General features: G+C 48.6%; 16 protein-coding genes. 5 read left to right on the plus strand and 11 right to left on the minus strand.

Translation table 11 applies throughout. The annotated features are described in order from the left end of the window. Positions 1 to 2 precede the first annotated feature (2 nt). The 8 genes from ACODR9_RS12655 to ACODR9_RS12690 form a co-directional block, all read right to left on the minus strand. Positions 3 to 728 carry a hypothetical protein gene (locus tag ACODR9_RS12655; RefSeq protein WP_488809677.1) on the minus strand — a complete coding sequence of 242 codons (726 nt, stop codon included), beginning with the start codon at positions 726 to 728 and terminating at the stop codon, positions 3 to 5. Further along, positions 715 to 2,040: a type 4b pilus protein PilO2 gene (gene pilO2, locus ACODR9_RS12660; protein WP_488809678.1), complete on the minus strand. Its 1,326-nt coding sequence runs from the start codon at positions 2,038 to 2,040 to the stop codon at positions 715 to 717. The genes ACODR9_RS12655 and pilO2 overlap by 14 nt, the downstream gene beginning before the upstream one ends. A 9-nt stretch (positions 2,041 to 2,049) precedes the next feature. Beyond that, positions 2,050 to 3,639 carry a hypothetical protein gene (locus ACODR9_RS12665; protein WP_488809679.1) on the minus strand — a complete coding sequence of 530 codons (1,590 nt, stop codon included), beginning with the start codon at positions 3,637 to 3,639 and terminating at the stop codon, positions 2,050 to 2,052. A 1-nt stretch (position 3,640) separates the two neighbouring features. Then, positions 3,641 to 5,203, minus strand: coding sequence for a TcpQ domain-containing protein (locus ACODR9_RS12670; protein ID WP_488809680.1), 1,563 nt, complete (start codon positions 5,201 to 5,203; stop codon positions 3,641 to 3,643). A 141-nt stretch (positions 5,204 to 5,344) separates the two neighbouring features. Then, entirely contained in the window at positions 5,345 to 6,256 is a 912-nt protein-coding gene (locus ACODR9_RS12675) for a TraB/TrbI/VirB10 family type IV secretion system protein (protein ID WP_488809681.1), read from the minus strand. Between the two features lies 1 nt (position 6,257). Then, on the minus strand, positions 6,258 to 7,169 hold the full coding sequence (locus ACODR9_RS12680) for a hypothetical protein (RefSeq protein WP_488809682.1): 912 nt from the start codon (positions 7,167 to 7,169) through the stop codon (positions 6,258 to 6,260). A 1-nt stretch (position 7,170) separates the two neighbouring features. Continuing rightward, positions 7,171 to 8,058: a TrbG/VirB9 family P-type conjugative transfer protein gene (locus ACODR9_RS12685; protein WP_488809683.1), complete on the minus strand. Its 888-nt coding sequence runs from the start codon at positions 8,056 to 8,058 to the stop codon at positions 7,171 to 7,173. Further along, a complete protein-coding gene (locus tag ACODR9_RS12690; protein WP_488809684.1) occupies positions 8,058 to 8,852 on the minus strand; it encodes a VirB8/TrbF family protein in 795 nt (264 codons plus the stop codon). The genes ACODR9_RS12685 and ACODR9_RS12690 overlap by 1 nt, the downstream gene beginning before the upstream one ends. Positions 8,853 to 8,977: 125 nt before the next feature. Between ACODR9_RS12690 and ACODR9_RS12695 the strand changes: the two genes are divergently transcribed. The 3 genes from ACODR9_RS12695 to ACODR9_RS12705 are packed head-to-tail and all read left to right on the plus strand — an operon-like array spanning position 8,978 to position 12,428. Beyond that, on the plus strand, positions 8,978 to 9,325 hold the full coding sequence (locus ACODR9_RS12695) for a hypothetical protein (protein WP_488809685.1): 348 nt from the start codon (positions 8,978 to 8,980) through the stop codon (positions 9,323 to 9,325). Between the two features lie 11 nt (positions 9,326 to 9,336). Further along, positions 9,337 to 11,532, plus strand: coding sequence for an AAA family ATPase (locus ACODR9_RS12700; protein ID WP_488809686.1), 2,196 nt, complete (start codon positions 9,337 to 9,339; stop codon positions 11,530 to 11,532). 20 nt (positions 11,533 to 11,552) lie between these two features. After that, positions 11,553 to 12,428, plus strand: coding sequence for a hypothetical protein (locus ACODR9_RS12705; RefSeq protein WP_488809688.1), 876 nt, complete (start codon positions 11,553 to 11,555; stop codon positions 12,426 to 12,428). 24 nt (positions 12,429 to 12,452) lie between these two features. On the opposite strand, the gene ACODR9_RS12710 is transcribed toward ACODR9_RS12705, so the two are convergent. Then, complete coding sequence (locus ACODR9_RS12710; RefSeq protein ID WP_488809689.1) at positions 12,453 to 12,980, minus strand: hypothetical protein; 528 nt, start codon at positions 12,978 to 12,980, stop codon at positions 12,453 to 12,455. A gap of 270 nt (positions 12,981 to 13,250) precedes the next feature. Next, positions 13,251 to 14,306: a recombinase RecA gene (gene recA / locus ACODR9_RS12715; protein WP_488809710.1), complete on the minus strand. Its 1,056-nt coding sequence runs from the start codon at positions 14,304 to 14,306 to the stop codon at positions 13,251 to 13,253. 157 nt (positions 14,307 to 14,463) lie between these two features. On the opposite strand from recA, the gene ACODR9_RS12720 reads away from it, so the two are divergent. Beyond that, on the plus strand, positions 14,464 to 14,970 hold the full coding sequence (locus tag ACODR9_RS12720) for a hypothetical protein (RefSeq protein ID WP_488809690.1): 507 nt from the start codon (positions 14,464 to 14,466) through the stop codon (positions 14,968 to 14,970). 372 nt (positions 14,971 to 15,342) lie between these two features. Beyond that, positions 15,343 to 16,134: a hypothetical protein gene (locus ACODR9_RS12725; protein ID WP_488809691.1), complete on the plus strand. Its 792-nt coding sequence runs from the start codon at positions 15,343 to 15,345 to the stop codon at positions 16,132 to 16,134. A gap of 42 nt (positions 16,135 to 16,176) precedes the next feature. Here the strand turns inward: ACODR9_RS12725 and ACODR9_RS12730 are convergent, their stop codons facing one another. Further along, complete coding sequence (locus ACODR9_RS12730) at positions 16,177 to 16,455, minus strand: HU family DNA-binding protein (protein ID WP_488809692.1); 279 nt, start codon at positions 16,453 to 16,455, stop codon at positions 16,177 to 16,179. Positions 16,456 to 16,505 lie beyond the last annotated feature (50 nt).

The following is a 16,505-nucleotide window of genomic DNA, read 5'->3' on the forward strand; positions in this document are numbered from 1 at the left end:
CCTTAACGCATGTTCATCATCGGCATACCATTGGTTGTGGTCTGCGTAGATGTGAGCACTGCCTTATTCATTCGGATAACCATGCGACGACCGTTTTTAAGAATGACAACATCACTACGGTTGATAGCTACAACCTTTGCGCCGTCCTCAAGGTTGTCTCCAATCTTTACAGTGATTACTTGATCACCAGACATTTTTAGATCGGCGAATTTCTTGCTATTAAATTCACCAATGGAATCAACGGTCATACCATCAACACCACTTGCTTGTGTTAAATCCGAAAGTTCCTTTCGCTTTTTTGCCAGGCTCAATTGACGATCAACTACGTTAGTCTCACGGATAATCGTAGCAACCTCTTTGTTGGCCTTTTCATCTGTGGCCCATGGTGCCATCGGCGGATATGGTGGCAGATCTTTATTAGCGACCGCTATGGGCGTCGGTACAGCGACAGCTGCTTTTGCCGGTGTTGTAGCTTTCGAAGGAGCAACAGCAGAACTTGCTCCAGTTGGTTTTACTTTTACAGGCAATGAAGCGCCGGCCGCAGCAAAGTTACTTTTCTCGACTACAGGGGGTTTTACTGCCGGCGTCTGCTTTATGCCCGGTTTATATTCTTCCACAGGTGCAGAGGCTGGCTTTTTCCCACTAATTGCGGGGATGGTTGCAGCGCAAGCTACAGAACCTATAACGAATGCAGTAACTGCCAGGTAGGTTTTTTTACGGTTGAACATTAACGTCCCCTTCGATCTCGATCTTGCTCAGATCATTCATTTTGATGGACAAGATGGTCAGGCCAGGAATAGCACTTAATACTGGCCTTAGATTTCCAACGTACCCATCTCCTGAAATACTGAAATGCTGTTTGTTCTTTGACGGCACTGGAGGTACAGGTTGATTTTTTTCACCCTGACGAGGAGGTGGCGGAGGCGGTTCACGCGTTTGATCAACCTTTACCTTCATGCCAAGCAGTTGAAGTGGATTAATGAGCCGTTCAAGCATTACAGCCTTTGGCACCACATCGACTCTTTGATCTGACTTTTTGAAGTTGATTTTGTAGGAAAGAGTTGCACGGTCCCCACTCAACTCGACTTGAGCCTGCGGTATAACGGCAAGCAGGTTTCCAACCGTTGCAATCTGGTCTTTTCGTGTGAAAACTGCCTTGAGACCAGCGTTATCACAAACGACCTCTTCAGATTTCCAGCCGCCAGCGTCGATTACACCTTGGGGTTGAGTAGACAAACATCCATCAATGAAATCTGCGGCAGAAATGAAGCCTTTTTCAACACGCACTGGAGGCTTTGAACGCATTGCCGCCAATCGTCGTTGTTCCGCAGCCTTCCGCATATTTTCTTGGTCTATTTCGAATTGTTCTGCCTGAAGCTTTTGCTGATACCAGTCGTAAGCCCCATAGCCACCTGCGGCCAGGATCAAAGCGCCAATCACTAGAAATGGAGCCGGACCAACACGAACAGATTTCGACTTAATTACCGAAAGCCGAGCAATTTTCCCTTTAATCTTCGCAACCACATCATCGAAATCAAAAGGTTGAGCACCTTCGATAAAGAAGTCCGCGTCTGCATATACAGCCACGTTTAACTTTGTCTTGACGCTGGCCTTGCTGAACGCAGTGAGGATTACTTCTTTAGAACCAACCAAGTCCGAATCAGGCGTAATAACACCGCCCATACTTGACGCGAACCAGTATTGACCCTCAGCTAACTTGCCCAAAACAGCCCAGTTAAGATTTCCTTCTGCCTGATACAACTGGTCTACTGCAGCTGCAAGTGAGATTGCTTTACCAGCCAATTTCCCGAGGTTTGCAAAACCCACTTGTACGTAGTCATCGATGCTTCTTACGATGTGGCTATCTACAGGGATTTCTTTGGCATACGAACCCGATGAATCGTCGTGTGATTCATAGCCTTGTGCCAAAATCTGCTTTACTGCAGCTTTAGCGTTCTTGGGCCCGCTCGTTTTCTCGACCTGCCACAGTAAGCCTGTCGCTAGGTACGCTTTCCCCACTTCATAAACTTGGGTCGTCATGTCAGCTACTCAGTGGATATACGAGGAGATAACAACCACAATTTGGTTTCGGTTTTTATCAGCCGTGAGCGATCCACCGGCACCCCAGAAGGTAGGTGCGCCAACACCTTGACGAGTTGAGTCATTGTGGTTTTGGTCGAACCCGGCAATTACTAAGGTTTCGCCGTTGTGTACGACGGTGTCTTCAAACATGCTGCGGTGAGCGAGGTTCGGGTTTTGCACGATTGCAGAGCCATCACTCGAAGACACCTGCGTCAACGACACCAAGTCGGCCAGGTCCATGCCATATCGCAGGCCCACTCTGTTTTTGCCGAAAATGGTCGGTGTCAGGGTTAACGTGAATCCGGTATTCAGCGTGGATTGAGTGAAGGAAGTGGAACTGGTTGAAGTGGAGGTCGTTGTCTGCGAACTGGAGATGTATGAAATCTGATTACCCACAAATACAGGCGCAGTACGGTTTGACATGGGAGACACATGTACCGAAGTAACCTCCGAAACATCACCCTGCGTGGACAGTGCTTTCATAACTGCTTCGGAACCAGACCATGGCCCACTACCTGCAGCTGTGAAGGACAGGCTGTTTGTAGAAGTGCTGCTTGACGAAGTTGCAGTGGTCAGCTTGATCGTGGACTTGTTTGCAAGCCAGGTGTAGACAGTGTTCCAGTTAATGCCGTAGCTATCACCCTTCGCCAGTTGCACCGAATAAACCTTCACGTACAGGTCTACCCGCTTGGACAGGTTCATGTTGAAGTCTTTGACCAGCTTCGCTACTCGCTTTTGAACTTCAGGGGTGTCTGTCACCAACAAAGTATTACTTGCCGGTGATTGCTCAGCCTTGCCGCGAGATGTCAGTGCAGCTCTCACAGATGCAATGAGGCTGGTCCACGGATCGATCGTAGAAGTAGCTGTGGAATTGTTGGTGGTCGAAGCAGAGCTGGAACTGGAGCTTGAGCTGGAAGAAGAACCGCCGCCCGTTGCGCCCACAGAGAAAGTAGAACCAATCGTGCCCGGCAGGGTGTCGATTTGGTATGCGATTGTTTCAACCGTGAAGAACTTCACGCGGCCTTCGTCGAAACGCCAGCTGCAATTTGCCTTGCTCGCTACAGAGTCCAGGTAGCCTTTCAGCGTACCTTCGTACGGGCTCATGTAGATAACTGATGCATCCTTGGACTGAGAGGAAGTCGAGCTGGATGCTTGCTGCCCTATGGACTGAGCAGCCGAGTTTGTCGAACTGGAGTTATTGCCTGATGTGGCCGAGATATCCAGGCCTTCAACAGTAAAGTCGAAGCCTGTCATGAGCGCCATCTTATCTGCGATCTGAGTAATAGATCCCTTCGCAGATGTCATCTGGAACTTCTGATAGAAGATAGCCGGCAGAGACTTCGGAGCCAGTTTTATTTCCTGATCACCCAGATATAGACCCTTGTTTAACTCAACGTTGCTCAGGACTCCTGCAGTCGATTCTTTCTTCTTCAGGAGGGAATCAGCCTTGCTCGACCCGTCTGCAATACTGAATTCAGCGCCTTTGGTTGCGGCACAACCCGACAAGGTGGCTGCAAAAATGGTGCCCAGAGCAATGGCGGCTATCTTCATATTCATGTCATTCCTTTGCGCTGATCAGTACGGTACGGTTTGCTTCGTAGAAGGTCGCCTGCACGCCGTATTCAGTGTTTTTCAGATTGGCCAGGACCATGTTCACGGCATCCTGAAGCTGGCCATGGATCGTCGCAGCGGGGGCATTGATCGAGACCTCGGATTGGTACTCCCAGACCAGATTCCAGCCGGCCTGATTAGCCCAACGGGTAAGAAGATCTTTGACGGACTTGTCAGTGGCGAGGATCTTCCAGGACTTCTCATAGCTGCCCTTCTCTACACGGACAGCGTTTTGGGATTTGGCGTGGCTGCCAACCGTCGTGAAGAGACTGCCAGTTGGAGTTTGTGGTGACTGGGCCATACCGATGTCGTCATCACCACCGGCGCGAATTTGCTGATCCTCAGCAACCTTCGCCGCAGCCCGAGCGACTTCAGCTGCATTTGCTGCCTTGGTCGCATCACGCTTTTCGGCCAGGCGCTTACGGGCCGCGTCGAATTCGGTCGCACTCAATGTTCCTGATGTGAGCAAGCCAGTAAGGTCTCGGACCTTGCCGTCGTATTCAGCATCGGCCTGTGCGTCCTTAACTTGCTGAGCCACGCTTTCATCGACTTTGAGTGCATAACCCGACACACGCGGGCGAATGGGAGCGCTGAAGTTGCTTTGAGGAGCGGCTATTTCGCGAGGAGCCTGAGCGGTCTTGCCTGAAAAGGAAGGTGCTACATCAACCGGCTTGCTTTGCTGAGCGCTAAGCACACTGTCGAAAGTCTGGCCACCCACAAGTCGGGCTACCATCTTCGGGGTGCTTTCCCAGGATTTCTGTACACCACCGTCCAAGAACTTCACGTTGGTAACACCGAGGCGTGCGAGTTCATCACGCACAGAAATTCCGCGAGCCTTCGACTGGGCCATGTCTTTGCCACTGTCAGCAAAGATCACCACGTTCAGCTGAGCCGGTGACTTTTTGGCTTCAGCGGCAATTTCCTTGACGGCCTGACGACCACGGAAACCCAACTTGGAGGAGCCACGCGCAAACGGGATGGGAGAGAGATCTTTTTCTTGAGCTTTGGCAACCTGCTGCACAGGTACGGCTGGCTTCGCAGTTCCGAACTCAGTGGAAATCTCTTGCCGGATGGAGTTGATTTCAGCAACGTCTACGCGAGCCCCCCCCACCTCCTCTTGCAGAACTGGAATTGCAGCTGCCCTGGAGGCCGGCAGTAGATTGGGGACTGCAAAGGCTGTGACGTTTCGGGCTGGCCCGACGTATTTGATGTCGATCTTGCCTTTGTTCGTCAGCAATTCCAGTCCGTTGTAGATGCCGCTGTAGCCGATCAAGTGCTCATCCGCACTTACCTTGCTTACCGGAACTTTCGAACCATCTTCGAGTACGGCATAAACCTGTTTGATTTGAGTGCCATCACGCACTTGGAAATAGGTTTGACGACCGTTGTCAAACACTTCCATTCGCTTCGCAGAAACGTTCGCCGTATAGTCAAACGTAATTGCCGCATGAGCAATAATGGGTGCTCCTACTGCAAATGCAGCAAGAACCACTCGGGTTATGAGTTTCATTGACCAACTCCATATGTGTTGTGTCAATAACTCTACCGAAGTGCTAAATGCGCAACCCCGGGGTAAAAGGGTAGTAACTCCCCCTTCTCGTAAACTAAACATGAAAAAGCCCTCCGAAGAGGGCAGCTTTGTTAAGTATCGCTATTGCTCGACGTATGGCTCCATCGTTATGTCTTTTGTGAGCAAAATTTTCACTCTTGTACCAGCCTCAACCAATAGGGTTGGATTAAGGCTTGTGTAGCGGTCAAGCACCTTGTTGGTGATTGTTTCCAACTCTTTACCGGCTGATGTTTCAAGCGATGTGGAAGAGGAGGAAGAAGAACTTACCGTGGTTCCACTTGTCGTTGACTTATCAACTCTATAGGTGATGTAAGCCATCGCCAGGCCAGCGGTCAGCATCTTCAGAATGTGATTATTGACCTCTGCATCAAGACCTGTTCTGCCCATTTCATCGCCGCCCTGCATACCACCCAGCATGACGTAGTTTCCATTTGGAAACATTACACGATTGAAGATAACACCCATCCGCTCTTGACCAACCTTCACATTACCGATATCAGCAATCAACTTGCTCCCTTTCGGGATAAGCAAGTTTGTTCCTTCAACACTATCGTACACGTCCCCAGTCACGATTGCGGAAACAGCACCACCTAGATCAGAATTGATAGCGGTCGTCAGAGCACCAGGAATGATTGTCCCTTGAAAAAGTCGGTACTTACCGTCGTACTTAGCCATATACAGTTGCGGAGCTTTCGCAGGGTTATCTTCACTTGCCTGTTCGGCTGTCTTTGCTGCATTTACGACGCTGGCATTGTTTTTCTGAGTTGAAGAATTTCCCTTTAATGCATCTGCATCTGCTTGAGTAGCCGTCGCATTGGAAGTGGCCCCTGTGGGTGATGAATTACCAGGGCCTACAGTTGACATAGCACTTTTTGCAGATTGAAGTTGCTGAAGCATCGTTGCCAGCGCTGCATCAGTAGTGCTTGCTGCTTGACCATATTCCGTGCAAATCGCGGCTAGCAATGCTACAACCAAAAAGGACTTCTTATACACATCAGTCTCCTTCCAGCACGGTGGATAGGGGGTTTGCACCATTCTGAATCATTGCTTTCTTAGCAGCCTTGATAGCGCTCGAAATATCGTTGACACCCGCTGAATTACCGCCGGCCAAGCCTTTCGATTCATCGAACACCATGATATTGGAACCCCTCAAGGCAGCGCTTGAACTCCCCTGCGCTACACCAGTTCCAGTTATTGGCTTCGGGTTATATGCCGTACCAGACAACGGCGGGGGAGGCGGCAACTCTTTACCGTTTGCGTCATATTGTTTTTCAGCCGGCTTTGAATCCGAGATCGGTGTTGGAGTGGCACCAGTCTTACCGCCAGCACCCGGAGCTACTGCAGATTTCGAACCGGTAGATTGCGATGGAGATCCACCCTGCCCCACATATGCACCAGGTGATGAATAGCCGGCAGGATTGGGTGGCAATGTAGTTTTACTCTCAAGTGACTTCACATTTCCTGATGGTTCACTTGCGCCAGATTTCGGCTTCTTCTTGCCATTGGTTGCTGTTGCAACTGCATAGTTGGAATTCGGGCTTTGCTCCACACGGGCTGTCGGATCGGATGCGGCACGAATATCAGCCTTGATCTGATTGTTAATTCTTGCAAGGTTCTGACCTCTTTGTTCTGCTGCGAACTCGGGCGAGTACTTACTTGTGTCTTCTGACGACTTCTTCTTTTCCTTCTCCAGACGACGAGCATGACCCTTAGCCCAGGTCCCGAAAAAAAGCACAATGCAGAAAATAACGAAGAGGATCATGATCAATCCCTTCGGAAACTTTCGGATTTTCGGCTTCTCGACAACGGTTGCTACAACCGGTGCCTCTCTCTCTACCATTTCCTCAACGGTCGGACCTGCTTGGTTGCGCTTTTTGAAGAAATTAAGGTTTGCCCATTTCGTCATTTCAGTAGTCCTTCAGCACCTTGACTTCCGTACTGCCAATCTTAAGCAGCACGCCAGGAGCAAGGCGCTGCACAACTAGGTAGTTACCTTTCTTTACCCAGTTGACAATTTCAGTATCGCCATCGGCGTTATACATAAACACCGCAGGCAATTCCTGACTATCCTTGATACGCATCCAGATGAACTTACCGTCATCGAAAACCATGTCTGGTTTGAACTCTGCGCTGCCTGACACTTTGTAGTTGTAATTGAATTTGTCAGGTGTAATGTTCTGGCCACCCGTTGTGTAGCCCCCAGTACCCTTCGTTGGTCTTGCACTGGAGGAACTCAACACTCCCGTACCAATGCCAGATGATGACTGCTGGTATGTAGACTTCTCAGCTGGGAATGGCCGTTCGTTGCCGGTTAATGAAGCTGCAACAGTCTGATTACCGTTCACAGACTTTGCGAAGGATGAATCCTCCAGCAGCATTTCGTCCGGATAGTTCCAAGACACACGCTGATACCAGAAAGCACGCTCTGGTACAGATCGCAATGTCAACTGGTAGGTACGTTTGCTGGTAACCAGCGTTGCTGAGGTAAACAAATCTGAGCGCAACGGCTTAATGAAGATATGGCCGCTTGTCTTATTGAAGATCCACTGAACCGTATCACCAGCAGCAAGTGCAACTAGCTTTTCATCAGGCCCAAGCACCAGGTCGGTGACGCTATTGGGGCGCGACAGAATCGTGAAGGAAGTATTGGGATCGAAGCTGAAAACCTGCAGCTTCGGCTCGGCCGGCATTGCATACGATTGTGCGCCGGAAACAGGCGCAGCGACGGCGGAATTGAATCCAGTCAGAACAAAGCCACTAAGCAGTGCCGCAGTAATGAGATTGAAGGATTTCATTAAGCTGTATCTTCCTGTACGCCGAAATGCGTGATGTAAATGCCCATAGGGTTCTGATAGATTTCGTCTTCCTTCGAAGGTGGGATGACCTTGAAGTGGACAGTAAGCAACCAGTCCTTGTGAATCACTTGACTATCTTCGGCCTGCTCATCTGTAGCTATACGAACCAGCGCCGCTTCGTACGTAGAAGTGCTTGGCAACATTGTCACCGTTTTGACTTTTACCACTCGCGTCAAATTGGGCGTCTGTGCAAGACGTGTGAACAGTTGAGTCTGCGATCTAAAGTCACTTAACTCGATCGCGCCTTTTAGAAGCACTTGCTGGGAAAGTGTTCGGAAGTTTGTACCAGACTTGGCTTTGTCAATCTCCATCAGCTGGATAGAGAATTGACTGAGGAAGTACATTTTCTCGTTCTTCTCAGGCGAGAAATCAGTCGCTTTGACCACCTGCCCCACGGGCTTACCATCATCGTTCACTCGAACAATGTAAGGAATCGGCTTTACGAAGGGATATACCTGAGAAAGCGCAACCCCTTCACCAATCGCAACGGCCCCCACCATCAACGAAATGATGAAGAGCCGGTTTTGCATAACGGTCGGTTGTCCATACCGTTCGAACCAGGCAACTTTCTGTGCAGCTGCGTCATCTAGGGCCACCAAAGGCGCACCATCCGGGACCTTCGTACTTCCCTTTATGACTGCGCTAGCTTCTTCCTCAGCTCCGCGCTTCTTCCGTTTGAAGAACATTCCAGCACCTCTGTACTTTTTCACACACAGATTGTGCTTCTGCGTCAAGGAAAAGACTCCGGCCTAAAAGGGGTGTAAGTCCCCCTTTTAGCAAATTAACCGGCTTGCATTCTTTGAGCAGCGGGGTAAGCTGCACACAACATTGGACTGCCGGATAGAAGAGGAAGAGGCAAATGGACCTTTATCGCAAATATGCCGTTACGATTTTCTGCATGCTCACAGGGTTGATGATCATCCCCAGAATTTTTAACAATCTGACGTGGCAATCAAGCGACCAGGATGCCGCAACTCAGGTATGTGCCCAAGTCACCGGATGCGACCTGATCAAAGTAAGCCCGGATCGCCTCAAAGATGAACATGGTCACTACAAATCCCAGTGGCTTGCATCTGTAAAAGAAAATGTTACCTTGTCTCAAAAGCAAGAGATTGCTTTAAAGATTGAAGAGATCAACAGTAAAAACATTAACCCAATAACAGATATTCTCTTTCAAGCCGCTGCGCCGAGAATAATTGTTAATTGAAAGAATCAATCATGAATACTCAATCCAAATCGATGCCAATTGCAATGGATAAGCTGTCCTTGCAACATAAGGTCCGCGAGTATGGCTATTTCTGGGCTCTCGCTGCAATTATGTGGCTATTTGCTCAGTCTGGAGCTTTGGAGCATGTGGAGAGCCTTACGCACACTCTTTGGTGGATTTTTATGGGCGGCCTGATTTTTCTGATGATCGGCCAAACATCTACATCCATCGACCCCAAATCGAATATCTTCCATCATCTGGGTGCGGACATTGCAGCTGTAATGTCGGTGTACGAATTGGCAAGAATTTCAAACATTGCTGACGACACCATGTCGTTGATTCTTGCCCCGGCTTTCATCGCAATGGCAATTGGGAATACTTTGGCTGGAATGGGCCACTATCTCCGCGTGAAGAACCCGGAGATTGAAGAGATGGCTCGTGAACAGCGTGCATACCAGGCTGAGATTGCTCGCCGCAAGGAAGAAGCGAACCGTCACGTTCGTGCGCAAGCAGCTCAACGCACTTCCGCATTCAATGAAGAGGCACCTTCCAAGAAAAATGCAGGCTCTACACATCGCAATGCTGGTGATTACGAAATGACCACCTCTCGTGATGGCTATAAGCAAGCTACTGCACAGCGTGCCAAGATTTCGTTCAAAGACATCATTGGTATGGAAGACTTGAAAAAGGACATGCTTGCCAAAGGCAAAGACATTCTCGAAAGCTACGAGGCTGGGCAGTCCGGTGCTCGAAACGGCATCATGCTAGTAGGTACACCGGGTAATGGTAAAACCATGTTTGGTGAAGCTCTGGCCGGTGAACTTCGCTTGCCCTTCATCTACACATCAATGGATACCATTACTAGCCGTTGGAATGGCGAGGGCACCGAGCGATTGGTTGATCTGTTCGCCTCCGCTGCAATGCAAAGCCCTTGCGTGTTCTTTATCGACGAAATTGACGCCGTCTTGAAAAATCGAGACGACCTGCAACCCGGGAGTTCCGCAGCAGACGATACTTTGAATTTGGTGAATTCGGCTCTTGCACAGCTGACCAAAATTCGAAACCGTGGCGTGATTGTGATCGGCGCTACCAACCGTTTCGACAAGATGGATACAGCAGCAACCCGTGACGGGCGTTTTGACTTCAAAATTACCGTGCCGGCTCCAGACGAAGTTGCACGCAAGGGCCTCGTTACTCGTGTTGTAAACGAAGAGTTCAAACGCCTTGCCAGCCGTATGAACCCGAAGATGGTTGTACCGGAAGTTGAATTCGAAATTGAGGCATACAATTACTACATCAGCCGTTGGGATGGTTTTAGCGCCGCACGTATCACGAACCTGAGTAAGGAAATTGCTGCCGTTGTTGCAAATTCTGGAAGCAATTATGTGACGGATGAAATGTTCAAGACTGCATTGAAGACCATCCAGGGCGACATGTGCACGGTTCCTGACAGCGCAGTGACAATCGACGAGCTGACCATGAGTGCCGAAGTCAAAAAGAGCCTGACGGGGATCGTCTCCGGAATGGTGAATGCTAAGGAACTAAGCTCGATGGGTATTGAAGTGCGCCGCGGGGCTATTTTCTACGGCCCGGCCCGCACTGGTAAAACCCAAGGGGGCATGTCCATTGCGAAGACTGCCGGCTGGAACTTCATCGCGACTACGGGCACTGAGCTGCTGACTGACATCAAGAAGATCCGGTCCACTTTCGAAAAGGCTTCAGCTAACCGCCCATGCGTTCTCTTCATCGACGAATGTGAAATGCTGCTTGCCAAGCGTATCGGCTCGAACACAGCTGCGTTCACTAATGAGTTCCTGACCGCGATGGATGGAGCCGGTTCGAATATGACTGATGTCTTCGTGATCGGCGCTACCAACGACCGGGATGTTCTGGACGAAGCTGTTATTGGTGGTAATCGCTTGTCTTTGAAAGTGAAGTTTGAGCTAGCAAACGAAGACCAGACCGCAGCCGCTGTTGCAGACTGGAGAAGCAACTCTCGCATTGATATCGCAGGCAATGCCACTGACTCATGGATCGTGGACAAAATTGGTAGCGTAGCAATTGGTAATGTGGTTGCCATCTTGTCGGAAGCCAGTCGTCTGGCCGGCATGCGCTACGTGACTGATAAAATGGAAAACCCTGCAGCGGCAAAGGCTGCCGTTACTCGCCAAGACATCCTTGCTGCAATCGAATCTTTGGAATTGTGAGTTACGAATTGGAAAACAACTTGAAAGCTGAAGTCCTGAAGGTTCTCCGTGACGATAATGAGGCGTGGCTAGATCAACATTTCCAACAAGGAGATTTTGATCTGGACACTCTCATCATGGACTTGGCATCTGTGTTCAGAGGGGAGAAAAACGGCGAGAAGTACATGGTCACCCCCCTTTTCGCTCCAGTGATCATTTATTCCAGTTCGCCACTCAACGACCTACGTTTTGATTGCGAAGTGATTGAGGAGAAAATCTCTGCACTCTTTAAGAATCGCTTCAACATCTACATCGTTGACGACCTGAAAAGTGCATCCGGCCTACGGAGCATGGGACCACTCGACATCAAGCACCTTACTGAATGTGTCGCAGTCAATATTCACCAGCAGCAATCGATGCGGGGGTTGGCACCCATGGACCCGGAAGCCGATGTCACTTACTGGAACCAGGGCTATGTCACGAAGTTGTTCCTGATGTGCGGCCTGGTGGCACCGGATGGCAAAGCCATTGACCTGAAGATAGAAGAGCCCGATCTGGACGATCTTACTCATACCCTGTCGAGAGAGATCCATAAGAGAAACAAGGTTGATCAGGTAGTTTCAATGGGCCGGGTTGAACCATACCGTCTTCTTGAACACAACTTCCTTTTTCAGGACGCTCTCCTCTCCATTCAGATCATGAGCATGAAGGGAATACTACATCGGGTCACATTTGAGCAATGTGGCTTCACTAGCGCCTACACAAGCGATTACGCAGTCGCTCTGGATGGTAGTGTAATCGATACACTTACGATTCCAGACATGATGATGGAAGCCTTCAAGGTGTGGGTTCACAGGTTCATTGACGATAAGACACACAAGACGGACGACGCCTTCATACGTCCTACGTTGCATTAAAAAAGGCCCCAGGTGGGGCCTTTTTTATTCCAATGCCAGGGCGGCATCTCGGAAGATGTCACAGAGGCCTTTGCGTTCGAAGTACCTTGAATCAGTTGATGTCTGGGTCTCTTTAAGCCCTAACACTGTCGAAATGCGACTGAACGCACATTCATAGAAGTTGTCGCGCACGGACCCCACAACATCGAGCAGATACCATTGGGCCCAACCCTTGAAGGCACCAGCCAACGCTTCAGCAGTGTTGTGGAATTCGTAGTGCTCAAATGTGCTACCCGAATTCTGCACCACCTCGAAAACCGATACATCAAGCAGCTTGAGTGCCCACAAAACTTCCTCTCTTGCACACTCGTATGCTGAGGCTTTCAGTCCATGGAATACAACCTCGCCATCTCTGAAAGTCACAAGCATTAAAGTGTTGGAATCAATTTTAAGTACAGCACGGATGGGCAAGGGCAACGATACGCCCGTATAGGCATCATAGTAGCTCCCATCTGATAGCTTAAAAGCCAGCGGATAGCTATGATGGCCATAGGTTATAGTATCGATAGTCATGGTTAGTCCTTAGCGGCCGGTCCCTCAACGAGGAAAGCGCCGATTGGTTAGTGTTAAAGTTAAATTCAAGATAGGGAGTAATGGCATAGAGTAATCGATGCCAATTGTGATGAATCTAAGATGGCCAGGAAGACTGAAGGCCGTAGATAAACGGCAAGGGAAGTGCGAGGTCGTAGGTAAATGCACGAATGTGCAGGATATGAATCTCTACTTTAATGCCATCTTGTCTAAACGTCAAAAGGGCCGCAATGCGGCCCCTTTGTCATTTAGTTATTCCTGATCAGGATCGTGAACTTCTTCCTGCTCTTCGAGTGAAGGGTTGAACTCTACCGGTGCGGCTTTGGAGCGAATGTTTTTCTCAAGTTCTGAATATGCCTGCGGATTGGATTTCAACCACTCTCTTGTGTTGTCTTTTCCCTGTCCAATCTTCTGTCCGTTGTAGGCATACCAGGCACCAGACTTCTCGATGAAGCCGTACTTCACACCCAATTCGATGACCTCACCCTCTCGGCTGATGCCTGCCCCATACAAAACTTCAAAATCAGCCTGACGGAAGGGAGGCGCTACCTTATTCTTCACAACCTTCACACGGGTTTCGTTACCGATGACTTCGTCACCCTTCTTGATACCGCCAACCCGACGGATGTCCAGACGCACCGAGGCGTAGAACTTCAGCGCGTTACCACCGGTGGTGGTTTCTGGGTTGCCGAACATCACGCCAATCTTCATGCGGATCTGGTTGATGAAGATCACCAGGGTGTTGGTGCGCTTGATGTTGGCGGTCAGCTTGCGCAGTGCCTGGCTCATCAGGCGGGCTTGCAGACCAACATGGCTGTCGCCCATTTCGCCTTCGATTTCGGCCTTAGGCACCAGGGCGGCTACCGAGTCGATCACAATGACATCAACACCGCTGGAGCGTACCAGCATGTCGCAGATTTCCAGTGCCTGCTCGCCGGTATCCGGCTGGGAAATCAGCAGGTCTTCCACCTTGACACCCAGCTTCTGGGCGTAGATCGGGTCCAGCGCGTTTTCCGCGTCGATGTAGGCGCAAGTGCCGCCCAGCTTCTGTGCTTCGGCCACAGCCTGCAGACACAGCGTGGTTTTACCGGAGGATTCCGGGCCGTAGATTTCCACGACACGGCCGCGCGGCAGACCACCAACACCGAGAGCAATGTCAAGACTCAATGACCCAGAGGAAATTACTTCAAGACCTTGATGAACACTATTGTCAGACATTTTCATAATGGACCCTTTACCAAATTGCTTTTCAATTTGCTGGAGGGCTGCGGCTAGGGCCTTAGATTTATCATTGGCATTAGTAGTCATTATGTAATTCCTGTTTGTTTGAAAAGGTGCAACTAATGTCTCATATTTTTCGGAAAGGTCAAGTGTAAGGAACTGCAAAGGATTTGGATCCTAATTTGTTCAGCCTTGCACTTAAAGTTTTTTATTTTAGACTTGTCGCAACTTAACAGGAGGCACCATGAAGTCCCAATTCTTACTTGTTGTAGCTATTCTCCTTTCCGGTTGTGCTCAAATGACTCAGACATACAAGGAAGTATCTGAGAAAGCTACTACTCTGAGCAATGCAATGGATGGTAAGAAAACTTCCAAAGTAGCTTTTTACACTATCAAGGGGAAGAAAGATGAAAAGTTGTTGGCTGTCCCTGCAAAGACATGTGATGCAACTATCTATTCTGTTGGCTACACGGTTGGTTATATCAAAGGGCACAACAGATCGTTGGCTCGCGAGGTAACTAGTTGGTCGCAGAAGGCTAAACAAACGAAAGATAGTAAGTATCTAAAGTTCATTGCTGACAACAAGGATCGGGTCTACCAGAATGTTCCAGATGCAATCATCAAATCTATTGCAGTGTCAGATGTGCCGAAGGATTGCAAAGCACTGTCGTTTAGCGATTCCGTTGCCAAGGGAGACTGGGATGGCTACAGTGCGATTGCAGACGAATTCGTAGGAAGCGCATATCAGTAGGCATAGATGTTCTAAGTGCAGTTCCTCTTAAAAGTCACATGATGCAGAGGCCCGTGAGGAATGCTTTCGATACCTTGCCATCAATGGAGTCATTGCTGCGTGGCCCCACGAAACGCAGACAGGGGAAGAACAGGTAAGAAGGCTTTCAGTGGAGGCGTTCAGATCGATGGAATACTTGTAGCGGGCGTCTTTACGGCAGAGGTTACAGACGTTCATTGTTGCTTAAATTTTAAGCAGGCTACTGAAAGCCAAGTCTGGCTTGGGTTTTAGCCCATTATCCACAAAAATATCCAACACTTTCTGTGGATATGTTTTGTTGAGTGATCCTAATATTAACATCAGGTCGTCTTAAAGATTGTAAAGACAAAAATCATGGCAAAACGAAGAGTTCAGTTTAAACAAAGAAAACACACCAATCCGAACATTGAATTGCTTAATTCGCAAGAATATGTGCTAGCTAAGAATTCAACAAAGTCGCTAGACGAAGATCAGAAGAAACTTTGGCATGATAAGTTTTTGAAGTATGAAATAGCCATCACTCATGGCCTATCAACTACAACAATAAATAACATAGTTAAGATGTACAACGCACTGACACGATTTTTTGTCATTGAGGATATTTCTCAACTAAAAGCCTATATTCCACCAATTGATAAGACTGTAAATTACTTGCTTAAGTGCGATGTGCGTCTTAATGCAACCTTACCTGAAGAGCACATCAAGGAAATTGGCCAATTGCAGAAATTACTTGTTTCTGTTATGGATGTAGTATCCGAACAGTTATGGAATTTAGTTTGGCGGAATGTTGAAGAGCATAGTCGAAACTCTCTTTGTCGATTTTATTATTCATTTCCTGAGTCTGTCCATGCTTTATCAGTACTCGTACTAACTGGCAATACTATTGACGAAGCACTCGCTTATCTCTCAGAAAGAGGAATCAAATACAGTTTAGAAGTTGCAGTAGAAGAAATTGAAGACATTGTTATTCGCTGGGCCAATATTGTTTACCAGATAAATGCAAATGAACAGGTTCAGAAACCTAATTCAATCGAAGCAATTCATGAAATTGGACCTGAACTAATGGCAACCGTTCGTAGGCTCGAATCAATGCGACAGAGTCAAAAACATGCCAGGAATCTTTCATCAAAAAAGGTCGCCGCATAAAAAAAGCCGCTTTCGCGGCTTTTTTTCGGTAAGGGAGGAATGTTAGATTCCAACCTTGTCCTTGAATGCTTTCAGGAAAGTTGTAGCAAGTGTCCGCTTTGCAGGAATCACAATGGTTTCACCAGTTTTCGGATTACGACCAGTTCGCTCTGCTTTGTCCTTCAGCTTGATCTTGAACGCATTACCGTAAATGACTTCAGGATCGCCTTCAGCAAGTGCCTTGGCCGTAATATCAGCTTGCGCTTCAAACACTCTCAGTACATCTTGTGCCGGCAGGCCAGTTTGATCAACTACAGCTTTTACGAAATCCTTTTTATTCATTTTGCTTTCCATGTGATTTTTCAAACAACAAAAAGAATCATACATGAATC

It is taken from the genome of Aquitalea sp. FG25 (assembly GCF_057809375.1).

Coding starts and splice junctions, on each gene's coding strand:
- ACODR9_RS12655 (WP_488809677.1), bottom strand. CDS start 728: ATGTTCAACCGTAAAAAAACCTACCTGGCAGTTACTGCATTCGTTATA.
- pilO2 (WP_488809678.1), bottom strand. CDS start 2,040: ATGACGACCCAAGTTTATGAAGTGGGGAAAGCGTACCTAGCGACAGGC.
- ACODR9_RS12665 (WP_488809679.1), bottom strand. CDS start 3,639: ATGAATATGAAGATAGCCGCCATTGCTCTGGGCACCATTTTTGCAGCC.
- ACODR9_RS12670 (WP_488809680.1), bottom strand. CDS start 5,203: ATGAAACTCATAACCCGAGTGGTTCTTGCTGCATTTGCAGTAGGAGCA.
- ACODR9_RS12680 (WP_488809682.1), bottom strand. CDS start 7,169: ATGACGAAATGGGCAAACCTTAATTTCTTCAAAAAGCGCAACCAAGCA.
- ACODR9_RS12685 (WP_488809683.1), bottom strand. CDS start 8,058: ATGAAATCCTTCAATCTCATTACTGCGGCACTGCTTAGTGGCTTTGTT.
- ACODR9_RS12695 (WP_488809685.1), top strand. CDS start 8,978: ATGGACCTTTATCGCAAATATGCCGTTACGATTTTCTGCATGCTCACA.
- ACODR9_RS12700 (WP_488809686.1), top strand. CDS start 9,337: ATGAATACTCAATCCAAATCGATGCCAATTGCAATGGATAAGCTGTCC.
- ACODR9_RS12710 (WP_488809689.1), bottom strand. CDS start 12,980: ATGACTATCGATACTATAACCTATGGCCATCATAGCTATCCGCTGGCT.
- recA (WP_488809710.1), bottom strand. CDS start 14,306: ATGACTACTAATGCCAATGATAAATCTAAGGCCCTAGCCGCAGCCCTC.
- ACODR9_RS12720 (WP_488809690.1), top strand. CDS start 14,464: ATGAAGTCCCAATTCTTACTTGTTGTAGCTATTCTCCTTTCCGGTTGT.
- ACODR9_RS12725 (WP_488809691.1), top strand. CDS start 15,343: ATGGCAAAACGAAGAGTTCAGTTTAAACAAAGAAAACACACCAATCCG.
- ACODR9_RS12730 (WP_488809692.1), bottom strand. CDS start 16,455: ATGAATAAAAAGGATTTCGTAAAAGCTGTAGTTGATCAAACTGGCCTG.